Genomic DNA, 20302 nt, shown 5'->3' with positions numbered 1-20302 from the left:
CTTGTCAGAGGCAGGGCTTTTTCAAAAATATTACCTCTTGATCCTCATTGTCGGCGCCGGCTGGCGGGACGCTGAGGCGTTCCCACGCAGAGCCTGGGAACGATCAATTACGCAAATGCTATCAGTCGCGTTTTTCAGCCCACAAGTCGTACTCGTCGGCATCGGTCACGGTGCACCAGACCTTGTCGCCGGGCTTCAAGCCGCTGGCATCGTCGATAAATACGTTGCCGTCGATTTCCGGGGCATCGAAGAAGCAGCGGCCAACCGCGCCTTGCTCGTCGACTTCATCGATCAACACTTCGATTTCCTTGCCGATGCGCAGTTGCAGGCGTGCCGAACTGATCGCCTGCTGGTGTGCCATGAAACGCTCCCAACGGTCCTGCTTGACGTCGTCCGGCACCACGGCCAGGTCCAGCAGGTTGGCCGGAGCGCCTTCCACCGGCGAGTACTGGAAGCAGCCAACGCGGTCCAGTTGCGCTTCGGTCAGCCAGTCGAGCAGGTACTGGAAGTCTTCTTCGGTTTCGCCGGGGAAGCCGACGATGAAGGTGGAACGGATGATCAGTTCCGGGCAGATCTCGCGCCAGTTCTTGATCCGCGCCAGGGTCTTGTCTTCGAAGGCCGGGCGTTTCATGGCCTTGAGTACTTTAGGGCTGGCGTGCTGGAACGGAATGTCCAGGTACGGCAGGATCTTGCCGGCGGCCATCAACGGGATCAGCTCGTCCACGTGCGGGTACGGGTAAACGTAGTGCAGGCGCACCCACACACCCAGGCTGCTCAAGGCTTCGCAGAGTTCGGTCATACGGGTTTTCACCGGCGCGCCGTTCCAGAAGCCGGTGCGGTATTTCACGTCGACGCCGTAGGCGCTGGTGTCCTGGGAGATCACCAGCAGCTCCTTGACGCCGGACTTGACCAGGCGCTGGGCCTCGTCGAGCACGTCACCGACCGGGCGACTCACCAGTTTGCCGCGCATCGACGGAATGATGCAGAAGCTGCAGCTGTGGTTGCAGCCTTCGGAAATCTTCAGGTATGCGTAGTGGCGCGGGGTCAGCTTGATGCCTTGGGGCGGCACCAGGTCGATCAACGGGTTGTGGTCCTGGCGTGGTGGCACCACGTCGTGCACGGCGTTGACCACCTGCTCGTACTGCTGCGGGCCGGTCACGGCCAGCACGCTTGGGTGCACGTTGCGGATATTGCCTTCTTCCACACCCATGCAGCCGGTCACGATGACCTTGCCATTTTCCTTGATGGCTTCGCCAATCACCTCCAACGACTCGGCTTTGGCCGAGTCGATGAAGCCGCAGGTGTTGACCACCACCACGTCGGCGTCCTGGTAAGTGGACACGACGTCATAGCCTTCCATCCGCAATTGCGTGAGGATGCGCTCGGAGTCGACCAGGGCCTTCGGGCAACCCAGGGAAACAAAGCCAACCTTGGGGTTGGCTTTTGCGATGGTGGTTGACATGTCTAACCTCGGTATTGAATGACGCTGCCGGTCGTGCACGACAAAGCAACGGATGGGCGCTTGGTGCGCCTCTGATCAAAAAGTGCGCAATTCTAGCGACGGGCAACGCACTTGACCAGCTTTATGCGGGGAAATGCGACGAGTGCTGCGCTCGACCTGTGCATTGCCCCAATCTAGACCAATCAACACTTCTGCTTGTGCTTGCGTGTCTCGGATTGGCTTACGCCCGCGTCAACGCGCCGTTCTTTTAAAGCCTGGCCGCTGGCTACCAAGCCATGGATAGCCCGGCCCGGGTTTTCAACATCGCCGACTTCGTCTGGCAGCAGCAGGGTGACGGGGAGCTGTTCGTAGGCACTTGGGCCGACAGCTTCTTTGGCGTTCGCTCGCCGCTGCAACTGCCGGTGGAACTGTTCGACGACTACCAGGGCAATCAAAGTGCACTGCTGCCCTGTGGATGACCAGGTACGAGCTATGTCTGCGGGAGGTTACTTTCGTGCATCCAACGTCTGGATGAAGGTTGCGGTAGAAAGTACCAAGCGAAGGGGGTTATTCGTGGATGGCAGAAACCCTAACTTACGTTGATAGTAATCCGCAGCATCTTGGTCTTTTGCATCGACGATCACAAACGCTACACCAGACTGCTTGGAGACCGTGTACACACGGCGGAAGAAGTCAGACATCAATCTCTGGCCGAGCCCCTTGCTTTGAGTACCCTTGTCGATCGCCAGACGACTCAAAAGCACTGCCGGCATAGGGTACCGTTTTGGTCATCGCTTAGCTCTTCAAGGGCTACAGAGGCGTTCGCTAGGGTGTAATAGCCCAGCATCGCCCCATCTTCGACGTACATGAATGTGCGGGAGACGTTTCGCTTTTGGTCTTGCCCTGCGTGCTGGGCAATGTACGTGTTCAAGGCTGGGTGTGCCCCGCAATCAAATGCAGAGCGATCAATCGACTTGTCGAAGTCGACAGTGATGAAGTCCATTGAAAGCCCTTAGCGCAAGGCAAGCAGGTTGCGAAGTGTGTCAGTGGGCTCGGGGGGATTATCTAGCAGTTGGTACGCTGTGTTGGCGTCAAGCACGGTTAAGCCCTCGACATCAAAATCAGCGGCCTTCTCTTCATGCGCAACCGAGCGCACGGCCAGTGCCGCAACAACCTTCTTCAGCTCTTCCAGATCGCGTTCAAGGCCCGCCAGGTGGGGCGCACGCACTGGACGATGCGTTGAGTCTTTTTGACTCAAAACGCTGCTCGAAAGGCTTTTCGTGACATGCCGTTCAACCACATCGTCCGCGCTTGAAAGGAGAGCCTTGAAGCTTCCGTCCCGGCCACGAATGGTCACGGACACCATTTTGCCGTACGTAATTCGGGTATGTTTTTTTTGCTGAGCTGCTTTGTTCACGCTGTATCCCTCCGTCAGCCTTCATTCTATCCCATTTTTGCCAACCGCCTATGGCCTTGCCTTTAAGGGGGTTGTTACTAAAGATCAAGAAAATGAAGGTGTGGAGTAAAGATCTTAGGGGCAACCCAGGGAAACAAAGCCAACCTTGGGGTTGGCTAACCTCGGTATTGAATGACGCTGCCAGTCGTGCACGACAAAGCAACGGATGGGCGCTTGGTGCGCCTCTGATCAAAAAGTGCGCAATTCTAGCGACGGGCAACGCACTTGACCAGCTTTATACAGGGAAATGCGACGAGTGCTGCGCTATGCTTCGCGCCTTGCTCATGGGTAAAGCCCTTGGGTCAATAAAACGTCTGTTACGAGAAGTAAAACAGCGCATGCTAGGTCAGCTTAGACGTGCTGTTTATAAAAGACCTCGGGTCAAAGGGCAGGAGTGGTTGATGGGTCAGGCAAGTAGTCAGGCAACAGGTGCCGAGCATTCAAACGCCAAGCCGATTGGCATGCTGGTGGCAGCGGTCGGTGTGGTTTATGGCGATATCGGGACCAGCCCGCTCTACACCCTTAAAGAGGTGTTCAACGGCGGTTATGGGGTGCAGGTCAACCATGACGGCGTCTTGGGGATCCTGGCACTGATCTTTTGGTCGCTGATCTGGGTGGTGTCGATCAAGTACATGCTGTTCGTGCTGCGTGCCGACAACCAGGGCGAGGGCGGCATCATGGCGCTCACTGCATTGGCGCGGCGAGCGGCCGGGGAGCGTGCAAAACTGCGCAGTTTCCTGGTGGTATGCGGCCTGTGTGGCGCGGCGCTGTTCTATGGCGACAGCATGATCACCCCGGCCATTTCCGTGTTGTCGGCCATCGAAGGCCTGGAGCTGGCGTTCGACGGCCTGGAAAAATGGGTGGTGCCCATCGCGTTGATTGTGCTGGTGGCGCTGTTTCTGATCCAGAAGCACGGCACCGATCGCATCGGCAAGCTGTTCGGCCCGGTGATGGTCACCTGGTTCCTGGTGCTGGGAGGGCTGGGTGTGTACGGCATTCTGCAGCAGCCCGAAGTGTTGAATGCACTGAACCCGGCATGGGGCGTGCGCTTCTTTATGGTGCATCCCGGTATCGGCGTGGCGATCCTCGGCGCGGTGGTGCTGGCGTTGACCGGCGCCGAAGCGCTGTACGCCGACATGGGCCACTTCGGCCGCAAACCCATTGCCCGTGCCTGGTTCATCCTGGTGCTGCCGGCGCTGGTGCTCAACTATTTCGGCCAGGGCGCCATGCTGCTGGGTGATCCGGAAGCGGCACGCAACCCGTTCTACCTGCTGGCGCCGAGCTGGGCGCTGATCCCGCTGGTGGGCTTGTCCACGCTGGCCACGGTGATTGCATCCCAGGCGGTGATCTCTGGTGCGTTCTCATTGACTCGCCAGGCGATCCAGCTCGGTTACATCCCGCGTATGCATATTCAGCACACCTCCAGCGCCGAGCAGGGCCAGATCTACATCGGCGCCGTGAACTGGTCGCTGATGGTGGGTGTGATCCTGCTGGTGCTGGGCTTCGAGTCCTCCGGCGCCCTGGCTTCGGCCTACGGCGTAGCGGTGACGGGCACCATGCTGATGACCACTATCCTGGTGTCGGCGGTCATGCTGCTGCTGTGGAAATGGCCACCGGTGCTGGCTGTGCCGGTGTTGCTCTGCTGCCTGTTGGTGGACGGCCTGTTCTTCGCGGCCAACGTGCCCAAGGTGATCCAGGGTGGCGCCTTTCCGGTGCTGGCCGGGATCGTCTTGTTTGTGTTGATGACCACCTGGAAGCGCGGCAAGCAATTGCTGGTCGAGCGCCTCGACGAAGGCGGTTTGCCGTTGCCGATTTTTATCAACAGCATCCGCGTGCAGCCGCCCCATCGCGTGCAGGGTACTGCGGTGTTCCTCACCGCACGTCCGGATGCGGTGCCCCATGCGCTGTTGCACAACCTGCTGCATAACCAGGTGTTGCATGAGCAGGTGGTGTTGCTGACGGTGGTCTACGAAGATATTCCGAGGGTGCCTGCCGCACGGCGCTTCGAGGTGGATTCCTACGGCGAAGGCTTCTTCCGCGTGATCCTGCACTTCGGCTTTACCGACGAGCCGGATGTGCCCGAAGCACTGAAGCTGTGCCATCTGGATGAGCTGGATTTCAGCCCGATGCGCACCACCTATTTCCTCAGCCGCGAAACGGTGATCGCCTCGCGTATCAAGGGCATGGCGCGCTGGCGCGAAGCCCTGTTCGCCTTCATGTTGAAGAACGCCAACGGCAACCTGCGCTTCTTCAAGCTGCCGGTAAACCGCGTGATCGAGCTGGGCACCCAGGTCGAAATGTAAGGCGCTGCACCACGGGAGCCGGCAATCGGCTCCCGCTTTCCTTTCTGAACCCTGTGCAATCGATGGTTGTCGACTAGGCTCTAAGCACTGTTGAACAGTGCCCATAGAACCCAGAAGAGGTGCGCCATGAGTCAGCTGCTCGAACCCTATACCCTGCGCCAATTGACCCTGCTCAACCGCATCGCGGTCTCGCCGATGTGCCAATACTCAAGCGATGATGGCCTGGCCAACGACTGGCACCTGGTGCATCTCGGCAGCCGCGCCGTGGGGGGCGCCGGGCTGATTTTCACCGAAGCCACCGCCGTGACGGCCGACGGGCGCATCACCGCCCAGGACCTGGGCCTGTGGAACGACGCCCAGATCGAACCGCTGCGGCGCATCACGCGCTTTATCGCGGCTCAGGGGGCGGTGGCAGGTATTCAGCTGGCCCATGCCGGGCGCAAGGCCAGCACCCATCGGCCCTGGATCGGCAAGCACGGCAGCGTCAAGCCGGACGAAGGCGGCTGGGTGCCGGTGGGGCCATCACCGATTGCCTTCGACCCGAATCACACCCAGCCCAAGCCACTGGACGAAGGGCAGATCCAGCAAGTGATCGCCGATTTTGTTGCCGCCGCCAATCGCGCCTTAAGTGCCGGATTTAAAGTGGTGGAAATCCATGCTGCCCACGGTTACCTGCTGCACCAGTTTCTTTCGCCGATCAGCAACCAGCGTCAGGATCACTACGGTGGCTCGTTCGAAAACCGCATTCGCCTGGTGCTTGAGGTGACCCAGGCGGTGCGCGCCGCATGGCCCCAGGAGTTGCCGCTGTTTGTGCGGGTATCGGCCACCGATTGGGTGGAAGACGGCTGGAACCCGGATGAAACCGTGGAGCTGGCGCGCCGCCTGAAAGACCTGGGCGTCGATCTGATCGACGTGTCGTCCGGGGGCACTGCCGCCAATGCCGAAATCCCAACCGGCCCCGGCTACCAGACGCGCTTCGCCGAGCGGGTGCGCAAGGAGTCGGGCATCGCCACCGGCACGGTCGGCATGATCACCGAACCGGCCCAGGCCGAGCACATCCTGCGCACCTGCCAGGCCGACATTATCTTCCTGGCCCGTGAATTGTTGCGCGACCCGTACTGGCCGCTGCATGCCGACGATGACCTGGGTGGGCGCAAGGCCATCTGGCCGGCGCAATACCAGCGGGCGACCCATCGCGACCAGCCGATCCATGAGTCGGATCTGCGCGATTGATCTTGCACACGGCCCTGCCAGACCCACCCTGACACGGTGGGTTTTTTCTTGCTCGCGTTTAACGGAAGGCTGATCCTTGGTGGCCGTGAAGCAGGAGACCCCTATGCTGGTGGAACGCGCGTTAACCGAAAACGATATCCCCTTGCTGGCAACCATCGACCGTACGGAACTGATCCAGGCGTGCTATCGCATGGATCGCGGTGAACTGGTGTTGTATGCCGCGCACCATGATATGCGCGGCTGGCCCGAAGGCGAGGCCGAGCAGGATGCAGTGGCTCTGCGGGCCTGCCTCCAGCGTGGCGGATGGTTATGGGGCGTATTTGACGGCCAGACGCTGGTCGCCGCTGTGGTGGTGGACAATCGGCCTTTCCATCAACAGGGCTTGCTGATGCGGCAGTTGAAGTTCCTGCATGTCAGTCACGCGGCCCGTGGCTCGGGCCTGGGCAGCCGGTTGTTGGTGCTGGCCTGCGAGCACGGCCGGCAAGTGGGGGCTCAAGCGCTGTATATCTCGGCCACGTCGTCGCGTAACACCGTGGACTTTTACCTGCGCCATGGTTGCCGACTGTTGCAGCAACCCCATGCCGAGCTGTATGCACAGGAGCCGTTAGACATTCACCTGTATCGACCACTGTGTGAGTAACGGCTGTAGGGTTTTATTACCCAGGCTATTTTTTTAAGTTAATACTCTAAAAAAATCCCACGTGCGGCGAGATAGTTTCTAAGATTAGGGTAAGTCTGGTTCCTGGCCCAGGGAGGCAGGTTGCTTGTCCACGAAAGCGTTGCGCTTCGGGGAGTTGGGAAGTGGGCACCAGGAGTATTTGACTGATATCAGGAGTAACAGTCCATGGCCAAGTCCTATGGCGTAGCGGGTGCGGTGGCGTCTTTCCTCAGCCGCCGGATGTCCTTGCGGGATCGAAGGTTGAGTTCGGATGAAATGGAGCTGCTGGCCCAGTATCGGGCGCTGACCGAAAGCGATCAGGTGGCGATGCGGTACTTGATTGGTGCGATGAAAAGCGTATCGCGCTTCTGAGCTATATGCGGTCACTCCCACGTTCTCGCGTGGGAATGATCGCGAAGCTCACCTCAGGTGTACTTGCGCTGCTCCGGCGCAGGCGGGAAGTACTGGTAGAGCCAGGTTTCGCTCAAGGTTCGGTCCTGGGTGCGAATAAACAGGCGCAGCTCCACCGGCTCCACGCTGTCGCTGGTGGGGTACCAGTCGAACAGGATGCGATAGCCCTTGATATTGTCCAGCACCAGCACGCTGAAATCCTTTACCTCACCATGGGAGCAGGTCACCACCGGTTCGATGCCGGTGCCCGCTGGCAGGCGATCCAGGCCGCCGCCCTTGAAGTCGACGGCGAAACGCCGTGCCCACACCTGCGGGTAATGCTCGCCGGGCGCCCAGCCCTCGGTAAATCCACCCATGCCCGAACGAGTCGCGTCGACCTGTGCCAGCGGCGTGCTCACCGGTGGCAATGCGCTCCAGTACAGCTTGTAGCCATAGTTGAGCGAATCACCGGCGGCCACGGGGTTTTTCGGGGTCCAGAAGGCCACGATGTTGTCCAGGGTTTCGCCGGTGGTGGGGATTTCCAGCAGGTCGATCGAGCCTTCGCCCCACGCAGTGGTAGGTTCTACCCATAGGCTGGGGCGCTTGCTGTACCAGTCGACGGTGTCCTGGTAGCTGGCGAATTCATGATCGGTCTGCACCAGGCCGAAGCCTTTGGGGTCGGTGTCGGCGAACGCATTGAATTGCAGCTTGGCCGGGTTGTTCAGCGGGCGGCAGATCCACTCGCCATTGCCGCGCCACATGGCCAGGCGGTCCGAATCGTGGATTTGCGGGTGGATGGTGTCGCACATGCGCCGCTCGTGGGTACCGCAGCTGAACATGCTGGTCATCGGCGCGATGCCCAGTTGTTCGATGGCGGTGCGCGCATTGATATGCGCATCGATCGCCATTACGACCTGATTGGCCTGACAGTCGATATCGAAGCGGTAGGCGCCAGTGGCGCTTGGCGAGTCGAGCAGGGCATAGACCACAAAACGCGTGGCGTTCTTGTCCGGGGTTTCGAACCAGAACTGCGTGAAATCGGGGAATTCTTCGCGTTTTTTCGCGTAGGTATCAATCGCCAGGCCACGGGCCGAGAGCCCGTATTGGCCGGTGGAGTCCACTGCGCGAAAGTAGCTGGCGCCGAGAAACGACAGCACGTCATGGCGGTCCAGTTCCGGCGCCTTGAACAGCTTGAAGCCGGAAAAACCCAGGTCGCCAGTCAGTTGCTGGGTGTCCACCGTGGTTTTTTCATAGTTGAACAGCGAAGGGCGGAAATGCACTTCGCGGGCCTCGCGGGTCTTGGGATCGACACTGTGCATGCGCACCGGCGTCTTGAAGCCCATGCCGACGTGGAAGAACTGCACGTCGAGTTGCCCGTTCAGCTCTTTCCACAATGAATGGTTGCCGTCATAGCCAATGGCATTGAAATTCTGTGGGGTCATGCTTGCCAGGGTCGGTGGCAGTACCTGTTTAGTGTCCTGATAGCCACGGGTGGCCAATTGCTTGGCTTGCGCTTTCAGCGATTCGAAATCGAACGCCACGGCCTTGCCATCGGCGGCCCGGTTCCCGGCCCAAGCCTGCGCGGCCAGCAGGCCACTGGCCGACAAACCGGTATAAGCCGCAATGGCCATGGATGCTTTGAGCAAATTCCTGCGGTGCATAGAGACAACCTGTCGTGAGCAAATCCCGCGCCGTTCCTGGCACGTAATGGATCAGAAATAACGGTTCGGACATGCCTTCGGCCAAACGCAACGGACATTAAACAGACGCCGGATAGCTTAAGCGGTTCGATGGATAAGGAAAAATGATTGATGGCGTGATGATGGCGTTGCATGTGCAACAAGACATTTCCAGCGTGGCAGGCAAACGTTACATCTGGAAGCACTCTAGATCGTGGCTCCTTGGCACTTAGTTTTACGCTGAGGGCCTATTGTTCCTACGAACTCAAGTGTCTGGAGGCTACAAATGAATACCCGTGGATTGCTCGATCAGTTGCTCAAGTCTGGTCAGGACATGTTGCAGAACAAGGCTGGCGGCCAGGGGAAGTCCAATGACAAAGGCGCCCTGAGCGGTTTGCTCGGCGGCGGCGGGCTCGGTGGCCTGCTCGGCGGTGCTGGCGGCGGCGCCCTGGCGGCCGGGGCCATGGGCTTGCTGCTGGGTAACAAGAAGGCGCGCAAATTCGGCGGCAAGGCCCTGACATACGGTGGCTTGGCTGCATTGGGTGTGATTGCCTACAAAGCCTATGGCAACTGGCAGGCCCAGCAGGCCAGCGCTCCCCAGGGCGAGCCACAAACCATCGACCGCCTGCCACCGGCCCAGGTCGAGCAACACAGCCAGGGCATCCTCAAGGCCCTGGTGGCGGCGGCCAAGGCTGACGGGCATGTGGATGAACGCGAACGTGCGTTGATCGAAGGGGAATTCACCAAGCTGGACAACGACCAGGAGCTGCAGCACTGGCTGCATGCCGAACTCAACAAGCCCCTGGACCCTGCCGACGTCGCCCGTACCGCCAGCACCCCGGAGATGGCTGCCGAGATGTACATCGCCAGCGTGATGCTGGTGGACGAGGAAAACTTCATGGAGAAGTCCTATCTGGACGAATTGGCTCGCCAACTGAAGCTTGAGCCCGGTTTGAAGCTGGAATTGGAAAAGCAGGTGCGCCTCAACACATAAGTTAAGGCAACCGGCGCAACTCTGTAGGCCAACGGTAAGCACGATGTGAGGCGGGCCGCACTTGATCTTGCCTTTGATCCTGATCTCAGGCGTCCCGCCTCTGTATCCCGGCCGGCCCCAAGGCCGCCATCGGGGGCAAGCCCCCTCCCACATTTGAACTGAGGTCCGTCAGTTGGATCTGCGTGGGCTTTCGGGCCCACGAGGGAGCAAGGTCCATCGCCACAGGTGATATCCATCCAACATTTTCATTCTGTGCACGCGCCCTCAAAAGCGTTGATAAACGCAGGCATCCGCTCAGCTATACTCCCCTCCATTTGAATGGCCCTGCGAGGAATTACTGTGAAGAACTGGACCCTGCGCCAAAGGATTTTGGCGAGCTTTGCGGTAATTATCGCGATCATGCTACTGATGGTGGTGCTCTCGTATTCGCGTCTGCTGAAGATCGAAGCCAGCGAAAATTCAGTCCGTGACGATGCCGTGCCAGGGGTGTTTTTCAGTTCGATGATTCGCAGTGCCTGGGTCGACAGCTACCTGCAGACCCAGGAATTGGTCGGGATCCACGAGAACCAGAGCATTTCCGAGGAAGACAAGCAGGACTACAAGTCGTTCGAGGCGCGGCTTGAGCAGCACATGGCCAGCTACGCGGGGACGATCAATATTACCCAGGACCGCACCCAATTCGACGCCTTCGAAAAACTGCACCAGAACTACAACGCGATTCTCGCCCAGGTCCTGGCGGCCCATCAGAACAACAATCCGGCTGAGGCGCTGAGACTGTTCAACGAGCAACTGACGCCTGCCTGGACCGCAGGCCGCATGAAGCTCAACGACATTATCAATGAGAACAAACAGGTCGCCGACAATGCCACGGCCGCCATCGATGATGCCGTCGCGGCCGCGAAGGTCAGCATGGGCGTCTCGCTGCTGTTGGCGATTCTCGCCGCCGCGTTGTGCGGCCTGTTGCTGATGCGCGCGATCATGGCGCCGATGCAGCGCATCGTCGAAATCCTCGAAGTCATGCGCACCGGTGACCTGAGCAAGCGCCTGAACCTGGAGCGCAAGGACGAATTCAACGTTGTCGAAACCGGCTTCAACGACATGATGACCGAACTGACCGCCCTGGTATCCCAGGCACAGCGTTCATCGGTGCAGGTCACCACCTCGGTCACCGAGATTGCCGCGACCTCCAAGCAGCAACAGGCCACTGCTACCGAAACCGCGGCTACCACCACTGAAATCGGCGCCACGTCCCGCGAGATCGCTGCCACTTCCAAGGACCTGGTCCGCACCATGACCGAAGTGTCCACCGCCGCTGACCAGGCCTCGGTCGCCGCCGGTTCAGGCCAGCAGGGCCTGGCGCGCATGGAGGAAACCATGCACTCGGTAATGGGCGCGGCCGACCTGGTCAACGCCAAGCTGGCGATCCTCAACGAGAAGGCCGGCAATATCAACCAGGTGGTGGTGACCATCGTCAAGGTGGCTGACCAGACCAACCTGTTGTCGCTCAACGCCGCTATCGAGGCGGAGAAAGCCGGCGAATACGGTCGTGGTTTTGCCGTGGTAGCCACCGAAGTGCGCCGCCTGGCCGATCAGACTGCCGTAGCCACCTACGATATCGAGCAAATGGTGCGTGAGATCCAGTCGGCAGTGTCGGCGGGGGTGATGGGCATGGACAAGTTCTCCGAGGAAGTACGCCGGGGCATGTTCGAAGTGCAGCAAGTCGGCGAGCAGTTGTCGCAGATCATCCATCAGGTCCAGGCCCTGGCGCCGCGGGTGTTGATGGTCAACGAAGGCATGCAGGCCCAGGCCACCGGCGCCGAACAGATCAACCACGCGCTGGTGCAATTGGGCGATGCCAGCAGCCAGACCGTCGAATCCCTGCGCCAGGCAAGCTTCGCCATTGATGAACTGAGCCAGGTTGCGGTCGGTCTGCGCAGCGGCGTGTCGCGTTTCAAAGTCTGATGAGCGATATTGCGGCTAAACGCGGCGCCGTCCCGGCAGCGAAAAAGGCGTTGTTCCTGGTGTTCCACATCGGCAACGAACGCTTTGCCCTCAAGGCCACCGAAGTGGCGGAGGTGCTGCCGCGCCTGCCGCTCAAACCCATCGCCCATGCGCCCCTGTGGGTAGCGGGTATCTTCGCCCATCGCGGGGCGCTGGTGCCGGTGATCGACATGAGCGCCCTGACGTTCGGCACTTCGGCCCGGGCCCGCACCAGTACGCGGCTGGTGCTGGTCAATTACCAGCCGCAGCCCTGGAGCCAAGCGCGCTGGCTGGGGCTGATCCTGGAGCAGGCCACCGACACCCTGCGTTGCGACCCCGCCGAGTTCCAGCCCTATGGCCTGGACAACCAGCAGGCGCCGTACCTGGGGCCGGTGCGCGAGGATGCCCGGGGCTTGACGCAGTGGATTGGCGTCGCCGAGCTGCTGACCGCTGAAGTGCGCGCCTTGCTGTTTTCCGCCGAGTTGAGTTTATGAGCAGCGACCCGCGTTTTTCGGCGTTCTTGAAAGAACGCATCGGCCTGGACGTTGCTTCGGTGGGCGAGGCGATCATCGAGCGTGCCGTGCGTCAGCGCTGCCAGTCATCCCAGGCACAGTCGGCGCAGGCTTACTGGCAGCACCTGCAAAACTCCCATGACGAGCAGCAGGCGCTGATCGAAGCGGTGATCGTCCCCGAGACCTGGTTTTTCCGCTACCCCGAATCCTTTGCAACCTTGGCTCGCCTGGCCCAGGCACGCCTGGCCGACATCAAGCAGATGCGCGCCCTACGCATTCTCAGCCTGCCGTGTTCTACCGGCGAAGAGCCCTATTCGATTGCCATGGCCTTGCTCGACGCGGGCTTGGCACCCCATCAGTTCAAGGTGCAGGGGATGGACGTCAGCCCCTTGTCGGTGGAGCGTGCGCGGCACGGTGTATACGGCAAGAACTCGTTTCGCGGCGCCGATCTTGAGTTTCGCGACCGCCATTTCACCGAAGAGGCGGGCGGTTACCGCATCGCCGACCGGGTACGTGAGCAAGTCCGCCTGCAAGTCGGCAACTTGCTCGACCCGGCACTGCTGGCCAACGAGCCAATCTATGACTTTGTGTTCTGCCGCAACCTGCTGATCTATTTCGACCAGCCGACTCAAAAGCAAGTCTTTGACGTGCTCAAGGAACTGACCCACGTGGACGGCGTGCTGTTTATCGGCCCGGCCGAGGGCAGCCTGCTGGGGCGCCACGGCATGCGTTCGATTGGCGTACCGCAATCCTTTGCCTTTAGCCGGCATATAGAACAGACACCGCCGGCACCGGTATTTGTACCGATGCCCGCGCCAACGCCGCAGCGCAGCGCGGCACCGATACCGCTCAAGCCGCGTCCGTTCAGCAAGCCCTGCCCGCCAGCGCCGCCGGCCAAAATGCCACCCACCGATGCCGGCGAGCTGCTCAGCCAGATCGCGACCCTGGCCAATGAAGGCAAAAGTGCCGACGCCCGAGCCGCCTGCGAACGCTATTTGGGCAGCCATCCACCGGCTGCCCAGGTGTTCTGCTGGCTGGGGCTGCTCAGCGATGTGGCCGGCAGCGCCCTGGAGGCCCAGGGGTATTACCGCAAAGCCTTGTACCTGGAACCGCAGCATCCGCAGGCCTTGATGCATCTGGCCGCGCTGCTCGAGTCCCAGGGCGACAGTGCGGGGGCGCGCCGTCTTCAGGCGCGTGCCGCCCGTAGCGAGCGAGCAGACAGTGAGTCCAAACCATGAGTAGCCCTGACGCGCTCGACACCGCAGGCCTGGACCTGACGCTGACCGATACCCAAGCCATCGACGACTGCTGGAATCGCATCGGCATTCATGGCGACAAGTCTTGCCCGTTGCTGGCTGAGCACATCCACTGCCGCAATTGTTCGGTGTACTCCGCCGCCGCCACGCGCCTGCTGGACCGCTATGCATTGCAGCAGGACGACCATCGCCCGCAGACTGCCGTCGAAGCGGATAACGAGGTAGTCACCCGTTCCCTGTTGATGTTCCGCCTCGGCGAGGAATGGCTCGGTATTGCTACCCGCTGCCTGGTGGAAGTGGCGCCATTGCAGCCGATCCACTCCCTGCCGCACCAGCGTTCCCGGGCGCTGCTGGGCGTGGCCAATGTGCGGGGCGCGTTGGTGGCGTGCCTGTCACTGGTAGAACTGCTGGGCCTGGACAGTACCAGTGCCGGTGCCAGCGGCGTGCGCATCATGCCGCGCATGTTGATCATCGCGGCTCAGGACGGCCCGGTGGTCGTGCCGGTGGACGAAGTGGATGGCATCCATGCCATCGATGAACGCATCCTGAAGGCGGCGTCGGCCTCCGGTACCCAGGCCAGCGCACGCTACACCCAGGGCGTGTTGCAGTGGAAAGGCCGCAGCCTGCGCTGGCTGGACGAAGCGCAATTGTTGTCCGCCGTGACTCGGAGCCTCGCATGACCCCTGACCAGATGCGCGATGCCTCGCTGTTGGAACTGTTCAGCCTGGAGGCCGATGCGCAGACACAAGTATTGAGCGCGGGCCTTTTGGCGCTGGAGCGCAACCCAACCCAGGCCGACCAGCTCGAGGCGTGCATGCGCGCCGCGCACTCGCTCAAGGGCGCGGCGCGGATTGTCGGCGTGGATGCCGGGGTCAGCGTGGCCCACGTCATGGAAGATTGCCTGGTCAGTGCCCAGGAAGGCCGCCTGTATCTGCAACCCGAACATATCGACGCGTTGCTGCAAGGCACCGATCTGCTGATGCGTATCGCCACGCCGGGCAATGATGTGGGGGCCATAGATATCGAGGTGTATGTGGCGCTGATGGAGCGTTTGCTCGATCCGACACAGCCCACCGCCATGGGTGCGCCAAAGTCCGGGCCTGCGCCCCTCGTTGAGGAAGTGCCGCAGGAACCGGAGCCAGCACCGCCGGCCAGCAGTGAAGGGCCGCGCCAGAACAAACGCATGACCGAAGGCGGCGAGCGCGTACTGCGGGTGACGGCCGAGCGCTTGAACAGCCTGTTGGACCTGTCCAGCAAGTCCCTGGTGGAAACCCAACGGCTCAAGCCGTACCTGGCGAGCATGCAACGCCTCAAGCGCATTCAAAGCAACGGCTTGCGCGCCCTGGACACGTTGGACGGTCAGCTCAAGGCCCTGGACTTGAGCCTGGAAGCCCAGGAGGCCCTGGCCGATACCCGTCGCCTGTTGGGCGAAGCCCAGACGCTGCTGGCGGAAAAACACGCCGAGCTGGATGAATTCGGCTGGCAGGCCGGGCAGCGTGCCCAGGTGCTCTACGACACTGCGTTGGCCTGCCGCATGCGTCCGTTTGCCGACGTGCTGGCCGGGCAGGTGCGCATGGTGCGTGACCTGGGCCGCAGCCTGGGCAAGCAAGTGCGCCTGGAGATCGAGGGCGAGAAGACCCAGGTCGACCGCGATGTACTGGAAAAACTCGAAGCGCCGCTCACTCATTTACTACGCAATGCCGTCGACCACGGTATCGAAACGCCCGAACAGCGCATGCTGGCAGGCAAGCCCGCGGAAGGCCTGATCCGCCTGCGTGCATCCCACCAGGCCGGGCTGCTGGTGCTGGAGTTGAGCGATGACGGCAACGGTGTCGACCTCGAGCGCCTGCGCGGCGCCATCGTCGACCGGCACCTGTCGCCGGTCGACACCGCCCTGCGCTTGAGCGAAGAGGAACTGCTGACGTTCCTGTTCCTGCCCGGTTTCAGCCTGCGCGACACAGTCACCGAAGTGTCCGGGCGCGGCGTCGGCCTGGACGCGGTGCAGCACATGGTCCGGCAACTGCGCGGCGCGGTGGTGCTGGAGCAGACGGCGGGGCAGGGCAGCCGCTTCCACCTGGAAGTGCCGTTGACCTTGTCGGTGGTGCGCAGCCTGGTGGTGGAAGTGGGCGAAGAAGCCTATGCCTTTCCGCTGGCCCATATCGAACGCATGTGCGACCTGGCGCCCGACGACATCGTGCAGTTGGAGGGCCGCCAGCACTTTTGGCATGAGGGCCGGCACGTCGGCCTGGTAGCCGCCAGCCAGTTGTTGCAGCGCCCGCCGGGGCAAACGCCTTCGGAGACCTTGAAAGTGGTGGTGATCCGCGAGCGTGACGCCGTGTACGGGATTGCCGTGGAACGCTTTGTCGGTGAGCGCACCCTGGTGGTGTTGCCCCTGGATGATCGCCTGGGCAAGGTGCAGGATATTTCTGCGGGGGCCCTGCTCGATGATGGCTCGGTGGTGTTGATCGTCGACGTCGAAGACATGCTGCGTTCGGTGGACAAGTTGCTCAACACCGGCCGCCTGGAGCGTATCGCCCGGCGCAGCCAGCAGGCCAGCGAAGCACCGCGCAAGCGCGTGCTGGTGGTGGACGACTCGCTGACCGTACGCGAGCTGCAGCGCAAATTATTACTCAATCGTGGTTATGAAGTGGCTGTTGCGGTCGATGGCATGGATGGCTGGAACGCATTGCGCTCCGAGGACTTCGACCTGCTTATCACTGACATTGATATGCCTCGCATGGACGGTATTGAATTGGTCACACTCTTGCGTCGTGACAGTCGCCTGCAATCGTTGCCGGTGATGGTGGTTTCCTACAAGGATCGTGAAGAAGACCGGCGCCGTGGGCTCGACGCCGGTGCCGACTATTATCTAGCCAAAGCCAGTTTCCATGACGACGCCTTGCTCGACGCCGTGGTTGAACTGATCGGAGGCGCCCGGGCATGAGGATTGCGATCGTCAACGACATGCCCCTGGCCGTAGAGGCATTGCGTCGTGCCTTGAGTTTCGAGCCCGCCCATGAGGTGGTGTGGGTGGCCAGCAATGGCCTGGAAGCGGTGCAGCGTTGCGCCGAACTGACCCCGGACCTGATCCTGATGGACCTGATCATGCCCGTCATGGATGGGGTCGAGGCTACCCGCCAGATCATGGCCGACACACCCTGTCCGATCGTGATCGTCACGGTCGACCGCCAGGCCAACGTCAGTCGCGTATTCGAGGCCATGGGCCATGGCGCCCTGGACGTGGTGGATACGCCGGCGCTGGGTGTGGGCAACCCCAAGGATGCGGCCGCGCCGTTGTTGCGCAAGATCCTCAATATCGGCTGGCTGGTCGGCCAGCGCGGCAGTCGCGTGCGTGTCGAAACCCCGACGCAGCGCATCACTGGCAAGCGTCAACGGTTGGTGGCCATTGGTTCTTCGGCCGGTGGACCGGCGGCCCTGGAGATCCTGCTCAAGGGTTTGCCGCGCAATTTCCCCGCCGCCATCGTCCTGGTGCAGCACGTGGACCAGGTGTTCGCCGCGGGCATGGCCGAATGGTTGAGCAGCGCCTCCGGCCTGCCGGTACGCCTGGCCTGTGAAGGCGAGCCGCCGCAAACCGGCGTGGTATTGCTGGCCGGTACCAACCACCATATTCGCTTGTTGAAAAATGGCACGCTAGCCTATACGGCAGAGCCGGTGAACGAGATCTACCGGCCTTCCATCGACGTATTTTTCGAAAGCGTCGCCAGTCACTGGAACGGCGATGCCGTCGGCGTCTTGCTGACCGGTATGGGGCGCGATGGCGCCCAGGGCCTCAAGTTGATGCGGGAACAAGGATATTTGACCATCGCCCAGGACCAGCAGAGTTCGGCGGTGTATGGCATGCCCAAAGCGGCAGCGGCGATCGACGCCGCTGTTGAAATTCGCCCACTGGATAGAATTGCGCCCCGATTGCTGGAGGTCTTTGCGAAATGAACAAAAATCTCCCGCCGTGCTGGCTTGCAGGTAGTAATTCAGGTGATTGCACATGAATGATTTACAGCTCGACGACTTCAAGACCGACGAAAACGCCGCCATGGTGTTGCTGGTCGACGACCAGGCCATGATCGGCGAAGCCGTTCGGCGTGGCCTGGCCCATGAAGATAACATCGACTTCCACTTTTGCGCCGACCCGCACCAGGCGATTGCCCAGGCGATCCGCATCAAGCCGACGGTGATCCTGCAAGACCTGGTGATGCCGGGCCTCGACGGTCTGACCCTGGTGCGCGAATACCGCAATCACCCGGCCACCGCGAATATCCCGATCATCGTGCTGTCCACCAAGGAAGACCCGCTGATCAAGAGCGCGGCCTTTGCCGCCGGGGCCAACGACTACCTGGTCAAGCTGCCGGACAACATCGAGCTGGTGGCCCGCATCCGCTACCACTCGCGATCCTACATGACCCTGTTGCAGCGCGATGCCGCTTACCGCGCACTGCGGGTCAGCCAGCAACAGCTGCTCGACACCAACCTGGTGCTGCAACGCCTGATGCATTCCGACGGCCTGACCGGGTTGTCCAACCGCCGCCACTTCGACGAGTACCTTGAACTGGAATGGCGCCGCGCCATGCGCGATCAGACCCAACTGTCGCTGTTGATGATCGACGTGGATTTCTTCAAGACCTTCAACGACAGCTTCGGTCACGTCGAAGGCGACGAAGCCCTGCGCAAAGTCGCCGAAGCCATCCGCGATGCCAGCAGCCGCCCTTCGGACCTGCCGGCGCGCTACGGCGGTGAAGAGTTCGCCCTGGTGCTGCCCAATACCTCCCCGGGCGGTGCGCGGCTGGTGGCGGAAAAACTGCGCATGGCGGTGGCCGCGTTGAAAATCCCGCACAATGCGCCGGTGGAAGGTTCGAGCCTGACCATCAGTATCGGCTTGTCGACCATGACACCGGTACAGGGCACGGATTGCCGGCAGTTGATCATGGCGGCGGACAAGGGGCTGTATACGGCCAAGCATAATGGGCGTAATCAGGTGGGTATCGAGTAGCCACACGCGCCACCCACCCCCTGTGGGAGCTGGCTTGCCTGCGATAGCGGTGTATCAGTCGATACTTCTGTGACGGACACACCGCTATCGCAGGCAAGCCAGCTCCCACATTTGATTTGTATTCTGCTGCGGATCCTGTACAAACCCCCGCCTTTTCGGCCAAGCGGGCTGCCGTTTCCAGCCGTTTGCCGTTATACTCGCCGGCTTTCAAAAGTTCGCCAACGAGTGCTGCCCGCCATGGAAATCAACCCGATCCTTAACACCATCAAGGACCTGTCCGAGCGCTCCGAAACTATTCGGGGGTATCTTTGACTACGATCAAAAGCATGAGCGTCTGACCGAGGTCAATCGCGAGCTTGAAGATCCGAGCGTCTGGAACAAACCTGAATACGCCCAGGAGCTGGGGCGCGAGCGCTCTGCGCTGGCGCAGATCGTCGATACCCTCGATGAACTGAACACCGGCCTGGGTGATTGCCGTGACCTGCTGGACATGGCCGTCGAGGAAAACGACGAAGGCGCAGTGGGCGATGTCGTCGCCGAGCTGGCCCGTCTTGAGGAAAACCTCGCTAAGCTTGAGTTCCGCCGCATGTTCAGCCATGAAATGGACCCGAACAACGCCTACCTGGACATCCAGGCCGGTTCCGGCGGCACCGAGGCCCAGGACTGGGCCAACATCCTGTTGCGCATGTACCTGCGCTGGGCCGACAAGCGTGGTTTCGACGCGACCATCATGGAACTGTCCGCCGGTGAAGTCGCCGGTATCAAGGGCGCGACCGTGCACATCAAGGGTGAATACGCCTTTGGCTGGCTGCGTACCGAGATCGGCGTGCACCGCTTGGTGCGCAAGAGCCCGTTCGACTCCGGCAACCGTCGGCACACCTCATTTTCCGCAGTGTTCGTCTCGCCCGAAATCGACGACAAGGTGGAAATCGAGATCAACCCGGCCGACCTGCGCATCGATACCTACCGTTCCTCCGGTGCCGGTGGCCAGCACGTAAACACCACTGACTCGGCCGTACGTATCACCCACGTACCGACCAACACCGTGGTCAGCTGCCAGAACGAGCGTTCCCAGCATGCCAACAAGGACACCGCCATGAAAATGCTGCGGGCCAAGTTGTACGAGCAGGAAATGCAGAAGCGCAATGCCGCTTCCCAGGCGCTGGAAGACACCAAGTCGGATATCGGCTGGGGTCACCAGATCCGTTCGTACGTGCTCGATGCGTCGCGGATCAAGGATCTGCGCACCAATATCGAACGTAGCGACTGTGACAAGGTACTCGACGGCGATATCGACGAATACCTGGAAGCCAGCCTCAAATCCGGCCTCTAACACCCTCTGTGGGAGCGGGCTTGCCCGCGATCCCCCGCCGAAGGCTGGGGGCAACGAACCTG

At 61.2% G+C, this 20302-nt stretch carries 17 protein-coding genes and 1 pseudogene; 14 read left to right on the top strand and 4 right to left on the bottom strand.

The features are described from left to right. Window positions 1-121: 121 nt before the first annotated feature. The gene (gene rimO / locus TU73_RS10405) at window positions 122-1462 is read right to left on the bottom strand and encodes a 30S ribosomal protein S12 methylthiotransferase RimO (RefSeq protein WP_005785474.1); all 1341 of its coding nucleotides are present in this window, start codon (window positions 1460-1462) and stop codon (window positions 122-124) included. 218 nt (window positions 1463-1680) lie between these two features. Here rimO and TU73_RS28220 point away from each other — a divergent pair. Further along, window positions 1681-1908, top strand: a pseudogene (locus TU73_RS28220) (hypothetical protein); the annotation flags it as partial. A gap of 39 nt (window positions 1909-1947) precedes the next feature. On the opposite strand, the gene TU73_RS29320 reads toward TU73_RS28220, so the two are convergent. Both TU73_RS29320 and TU73_RS10390 read right to left on the bottom strand, forming a co-directional pair. Next, window positions 1948-2214, bottom strand: coding sequence for a hypothetical protein (locus TU73_RS29320; RefSeq protein WP_231984814.1), 267 nt, complete (start codon window positions 2212-2214; stop codon window positions 1948-1950). Between the two features lie 239 nt (window positions 2215-2453). Further along, window positions 2454-2858 (bottom strand): hypothetical protein, encoded by a 405-nt coding sequence (locus TU73_RS10390; RefSeq protein WP_057012099.1) that lies wholly within the window; start codon window positions 2856-2858, stop codon window positions 2454-2456. A gap of 440 nt (window positions 2859-3298) precedes the next feature. Here TU73_RS10390 and TU73_RS10385 point away from each other — a divergent pair, with 440 nt between their 5' ends. The 4 genes from TU73_RS10385 (at window position 3299) to TU73_RS10370 (ending at window position 7463) form a co-directional block, all read left to right on the top strand. Continuing rightward, a complete protein-coding gene (locus tag TU73_RS10385; protein ID WP_057012098.1) occupies window positions 3299-5200 on the top strand; it encodes a potassium transporter Kup in 1902 nt (633 codons plus the stop codon). Between the two features lie 126 nt (window positions 5201-5326). Next, window positions 5327-6433 (top strand): NADH:flavin oxidoreductase/NADH oxidase, encoded by a 1107-nt coding sequence (locus TU73_RS10380; protein WP_057012097.1) that lies wholly within the window; start codon window positions 5327-5329, stop codon window positions 6431-6433. A gap of 103 nt (window positions 6434-6536) precedes the next feature. Beyond that, the gene (locus TU73_RS10375) at window positions 6537-7073 is read left to right on the top strand and encodes a GNAT family N-acetyltransferase (protein WP_057012096.1); all 537 of its coding nucleotides are present in this window, start codon (window positions 6537-6539) and stop codon (window positions 7071-7073) included. A 204-nt stretch (window positions 7074-7277) separates the two neighbouring features. Beyond that, window positions 7278-7463, top strand: a complete 186-nt coding sequence (locus TU73_RS10370; protein ID WP_043051506.1) for a hypothetical protein — start codon at window positions 7278-7280, stop codon at window positions 7461-7463. Between the two features lie 53 nt (window positions 7464-7516). Here TU73_RS10370 and TU73_RS10365 read toward each other — a convergent pair whose 3' ends face one another. After that, a complete protein-coding gene (locus TU73_RS10365; protein WP_057012095.1) occupies window positions 7517-9142 on the bottom strand; it encodes a glucan biosynthesis protein D in 1626 nt (541 codons plus the stop codon). Window positions 9143-9446: 304 nt separating this feature from the next. Between TU73_RS10365 and TU73_RS10360 the strand changes: the two genes are divergently transcribed. The 9 genes from TU73_RS10360 to prfB all read left to right on the top strand — a co-directional run bounded on the left by TU73_RS10360 (window position 9447) and on the right by prfB (window position 20240). Further along, window positions 9447-10154 (top strand): tellurite resistance TerB family protein, encoded by a 708-nt coding sequence (locus TU73_RS10360; protein WP_057012094.1) that lies wholly within the window; start codon window positions 9447-9449, stop codon window positions 10152-10154. Window positions 10155-10493: 339 nt separating this feature from the next. Continuing rightward, complete coding sequence (locus tag TU73_RS10355; RefSeq protein ID WP_057012093.1) at window positions 10494-12116, top strand: methyl-accepting chemotaxis protein; 1623 nt, start codon at window positions 10494-10496, stop codon at window positions 12114-12116. After that, window positions 12116-12628, top strand: a complete 513-nt coding sequence (locus TU73_RS10350; RefSeq protein WP_057012092.1) for a chemotaxis protein CheW — start codon at window positions 12116-12118, stop codon at window positions 12626-12628. The genes TU73_RS10355 and TU73_RS10350 overlap by 1 nt, the downstream gene beginning before the upstream one ends. Continuing rightward, on the top strand, window positions 12625-13884 hold the full coding sequence (locus TU73_RS10345; protein ID WP_057012091.1) for a CheR family methyltransferase: 1260 nt from the start codon (window positions 12625-12627) through the stop codon (window positions 13882-13884). Before TU73_RS10350 ends, TU73_RS10345 begins: the two co-directional genes overlap by 4 nt. Then, entirely contained in the window at window positions 13881-14582 is a 702-nt protein-coding gene (locus tag TU73_RS10340) for a chemotaxis protein CheW (RefSeq protein ID WP_057012090.1), read from the top strand. The genes TU73_RS10345 and TU73_RS10340 overlap by 4 nt, the downstream gene beginning before the upstream one ends. After that, window positions 14579-16846: a hybrid sensor histidine kinase/response regulator gene (locus TU73_RS10335; RefSeq protein ID WP_057012089.1), complete on the top strand. Its 2268-nt coding sequence runs from the start codon at window positions 14579-14581 to the stop codon at window positions 16844-16846. Before TU73_RS10340 ends, TU73_RS10335 begins: the two co-directional genes overlap by 4 nt. Then, window positions 16843-17853 (top strand): chemotaxis response regulator protein-glutamate methylesterase, encoded by a 1011-nt coding sequence (cheB, locus tag TU73_RS10330; RefSeq protein WP_046071248.1) that lies wholly within the window; start codon window positions 16843-16845, stop codon window positions 17851-17853. The genes TU73_RS10335 and cheB overlap by 4 nt, the downstream gene beginning before the upstream one ends. Window positions 17854-17905: 52 nt before the next feature. Beyond that, on the top strand, window positions 17906-18907 hold the full coding sequence (locus tag TU73_RS10325) for a diguanylate cyclase domain-containing protein (protein WP_057012088.1): 1002 nt from the start codon (window positions 17906-17908) through the stop codon (window positions 18905-18907). A 237-nt stretch (window positions 18908-19144) separates the two neighbouring features. Then, window positions 19145-20240, top strand: a protein-coding gene (gene prfB, locus TU73_RS10315; protein WP_108240705.1) for a peptide chain release factor 2 whose coding sequence is annotated in 2 segments (ribosomal slippage) — window positions 19145-19216 and window positions 19218-20240 — 1095 coding nt in all. Because the reading frame shifts where the segments join, the coding sequence is not laid out codon by codon here. The last annotated feature ends 62 nt before the right edge of the window (window positions 20241-20302 follow it).

This window comes from Pseudomonas libanensis, assembly GCF_001439685.1.
Lineage (GTDB): Bacteria > Pseudomonadota > Gammaproteobacteria > Pseudomonadales > Pseudomonadaceae > Aquipseudomonas > Aquipseudomonas libanensis.
The sequence above is the reverse complement of the archived record's forward strand: the minus strand, read 5'-3'. Positions and strand labels throughout refer to the sequence as shown.

Excerpts from the sequence above, each read along its gene's own strand:
- rimO (WP_005785474.1), bottom strand. The coding sequence starts at position 1,462 with ATGTCAACCACCATCGCAAAAGCCAACCCCAAGGTTGGCTTTGTTTCC.
- TU73_RS29320 (WP_231984814.1), bottom strand. The coding sequence starts at position 2,214 with ATGCCGGCAGTGCTTTTGAGTCGTCTGGCGATCGACAAGGGTACTCAA.
- TU73_RS10385 (WP_057012098.1), top strand. The coding sequence starts at position 3,299 with ATGGGTCAGGCAAGTAGTCAGGCAACAGGTGCCGAGCATTCAAACGCC.
- TU73_RS10380 (WP_057012097.1), top strand. The coding sequence starts at position 5,327 with ATGAGTCAGCTGCTCGAACCCTATACCCTGCGCCAATTGACCCTGCTC.
- TU73_RS10375 (WP_057012096.1), top strand. The coding sequence starts at position 6,537 with ATGCTGGTGGAACGCGCGTTAACCGAAAACGATATCCCCTTGCTGGCA.
- TU73_RS10370 (WP_043051506.1), top strand. The coding sequence starts at position 7,278 with ATGGCCAAGTCCTATGGCGTAGCGGGTGCGGTGGCGTCTTTCCTCAGC.
- TU73_RS10365 (WP_057012095.1), bottom strand. The coding sequence starts at position 9,142 with ATGCACCGCAGGAATTTGCTCAAAGCATCCATGGCCATTGCGGCTTAT.
- TU73_RS10360 (WP_057012094.1), top strand. The coding sequence starts at position 9,447 with ATGAATACCCGTGGATTGCTCGATCAGTTGCTCAAGTCTGGTCAGGAC.
- TU73_RS10350 (WP_057012092.1), top strand. The coding sequence starts at position 12,116 with ATGAGCGATATTGCGGCTAAACGCGGCGCCGTCCCGGCAGCGAAAAAG.
- TU73_RS10345 (WP_057012091.1), top strand. The coding sequence starts at position 12,625 with ATGAGCAGCGACCCGCGTTTTTCGGCGTTCTTGAAAGAACGCATCGGC.
- TU73_RS10340 (WP_057012090.1), top strand. The coding sequence starts at position 13,881 with ATGAGTAGCCCTGACGCGCTCGACACCGCAGGCCTGGACCTGACGCTG.
- TU73_RS10335 (WP_057012089.1), top strand. The coding sequence starts at position 14,579 with ATGACCCCTGACCAGATGCGCGATGCCTCGCTGTTGGAACTGTTCAGC.
- cheB (WP_046071248.1), top strand. The coding sequence starts at position 16,843 with ATGAGGATTGCGATCGTCAACGACATGCCCCTGGCCGTAGAGGCATTG.
- TU73_RS10325 (WP_057012088.1), top strand. The coding sequence starts at position 17,906 with ATGAATGATTTACAGCTCGACGACTTCAAGACCGACGAAAACGCCGCC.